This window comes from Salinivibrio sharmensis (assembly GCF_001995985.1).
GTDB classification, from domain to species: domain Bacteria; phylum Pseudomonadota; class Gammaproteobacteria; order Enterobacterales; family Vibrionaceae; genus Salinivibrio; species Salinivibrio sharmensis.
Genome location: NZ_MUFC01000033.1, coordinates 1 through 2,732, shown reverse-complemented (window position 1 = coordinate 2,732; position 2,732 = coordinate 1). Strand labels below are relative to the sequence as shown.

The window sequence follows — 2,732 nt, the reverse complement described above, 5'->3', positions numbered from 1 at the left end:
CCCAAAAATGATACTGAATCAGCATAATCTGAGTTAGCATATCCTGTGATCTTTGTTGTTACATGACCTAAGTTAGGTAACATATTGAGTAACAGAGCGCTAATTCCTATTAATCCTAGTACGAATGAAATGCCATATCCCAGCATTAGTCTTTTAGTTGTGACTTTAAAAAATGACAGAAAGTAAACTAAAAAATAAGAAAATGAGGCCATATGAAATGAACCTGCAAAAACTATTGTTAAAATAACTCTCAGATGCTGTCTGTAATAAATTTGTGGTATCAAAAACAGGCCAATAGCAGCAGCTATGGCAGCACGAATTTGATTTATATCGCGATACAAATATGTATGGACAAAAAACAAAATTAAAACCAAGAAAACATGCTTTGAAAACCTGTAATAATTATAACATGCAACACCTACTGAAAATAGAGAAACGGCTAAGAACAAATACGTATAGTTTGATGTAAATAAACGAATGATTGCCCCTAAGGCTATATAAGCAGGCTCCATCCAGGTTTCGGAAAAAGAGTATATAAACTCCCCAGAAATCCAATAACTTATATCCGGCACCTCCAAGAACTTTATAACATAGTTCCAATCATCAGCACCAACCCCAATCTCTCTAAATCCTGAAAAGAAAATTAATAGTAAAGTAGATAACAAAAATAAAAGTGGCTTTAGATAAGAAAGTTGCTTTGTATAATGAATAACTGAACAAAAAGTAAGCCAGCCAAAGACAACTAAGTATGGGGTCATACTTTAACCTTTATTAACTGTAATAACCATTTAAAATGCATTGAGAACCGCATCACGAAAGCCTCCTCAGTACAGGGTCACTGCATGAAGCGATCAATGCCACATTTTCAGTCCTTTAATCAATTAAAACGAGTCGATTTAAGGCCTATTTGAACGTATACGAGTAAGAAGTGTGAGCTGTGTTCTTTCATGCGGCTGACCTGCTGTTTTTCCATCAATGGCAACCACTTCGCCATCCGTTAATTTATGGAACGATTTCATCCATTCCATGAAGGCGTTTTGTAATTTTTTTCTGCTGATGGTTCCCATCACTCTTGCAATCGTATCTGCCGATTGTGATAGAAGCCAAAACGTAATAAAAGTCACGCTGCTTACGAGGGTGTTGCACTTCGCGGCTGAATCCGCGACACCGCACAAATCGTTATCAAAATAGTATTTTATAACGTCTGTTCAACTCTATCTTCTTGGCGAATGTCTCTAATAGAAAAGAAACGCATAAATGGACTTTTATCTTCTGTCACTTTTAATCTCCTAAACGTTAGAAGACTAGTAAATCGCACTGAAAACAATCAACAAATTGATCCTTTTTAATTAATAAACTTGGGGTGACGCACGGTGTCTAGCCTTAAGTGGCAACTTAGTCTTTAAATCGCTCCCCCAGGCATGGCGAGGCTATTCATACCTTTCCCCTGGATACTATTACTCTCATCCTTCTTATGGTTATGGCCATGTTTAATAATAAAATTATCAATAATTGATAATAATCAACCGTCGCAGTGACCATATAAAGAGCTTTCTATTTCTCAATTTAATTGACTGGCGCATTTTAGAAAAAACAAATCTATACTTCATTGTCAAAGTCATTTTACAAGCCCAGCGATTATAAAAACGATCAACCGAACCCACTGGTAAGTGAACTTTTCTTCCTTCCACCCAATTAACGATTACAGATGGATCAGTTTTTGCGTCACCAACACATCTATCAACTAACTGGAAGAAAAAATCCCAATCTTGATGCCTTTCCAGTTCGTTATCCCACGACACTAATTTTGAAGCTTTACGTGTTATAAAATAAGTGTTTGTCTGTGCCTGATATCCCTTTCCWCTAAGCAAATAATGAGCGCCACTTTCATTCTTTATTAATCTACGAGAAGCTCCAACCCTGTATTTTTTTCCATTAAAAATACGCATTGAACCAAAACAAAAGTCCAGATTATTAGATTTTATAAAATCAATTGAGTCTCTAACATGGTGAGGTTCAAACTCGTCATCGGAATCCAGGAATCCTATATAATCACCTGTTGCCAATTTCATACCATAATTACGTGCAACGTTAGCATTTTCACAATTTCTTAAAGAATGAAAACTTATACGATCATCGGCGAGATTTTCAACAACTGAACGTAATTTCATTGGATCCTTTGAGTTATTCTCAACGACAATAATTTCAAGGTGACTGTGAGTTTGGTTAAGAACCGATCTCACAGCACGATGCAACTCAATTTCACGATTGCAAACAGGTATAATTATGGTTGCTTTTTCAGACATGTGGTAGTTCCAAACCTCCTAATTAATTGCGGAAAACACATGATAAACCGTCACACGAGTGCTACATATGCATTCCGTAAATAAAGGCTTACCAATATATTCAAAATATGCTTAGGATGCATCATTTTTTTAATTCCCGCTTTCAATTTCGTTTCACTTATTAGTATGCTCAACAATGTCTTCTTAGCCCTTACGAAATTCTATGTTCTTCCATTCATTTACCGTAAGAGTCAGGGCGAGCGCATGAGTGTTCATTTTTCAACCATCGCCGGTATGCCTGCGGCTAAAACCTTCTCTAAGAAGCTGGGATTCATGAGACAGCGCTTCTGTTTGGCCACCAAGCTGATCTTGGTCGGCTCAGCCCGCACCATGTTTGAGGCCATGTGTCGCAGACAGGCAAAGTTCGCGGCCCCATTGTCTTTATAA

At 37.2% G+C, this 2,732-nt stretch carries 2 protein-coding genes and 1 pseudogene; all 3 read right to left on the bottom strand.

Annotated elements, in window-relative coordinates; genetic code table 11:
* Positions 1-758 (bottom strand): EpsG family protein (locus tag BZG74_RS15375; RefSeq protein ID WP_131825650.1); only part of this gene is annotated, 758 nt, incomplete at its 3' end.
* Positions 759-1,505: 747 nt separating this feature from the next.
* Positions 1,506-2,306, bottom strand: coding sequence for a glycosyltransferase family 2 protein (locus BZG74_RS15370; protein WP_077773343.1), 801 nt, complete (start codon positions 2,304-2,306; stop codon positions 1,506-1,508).
* A 251-nt stretch (positions 2,307-2,557) separates the two neighbouring features.
* Positions 2,558-2,732: pseudogene (locus tag BZG74_RS15545) on the bottom strand (ISAs1 family transposase); the annotation flags it as partial.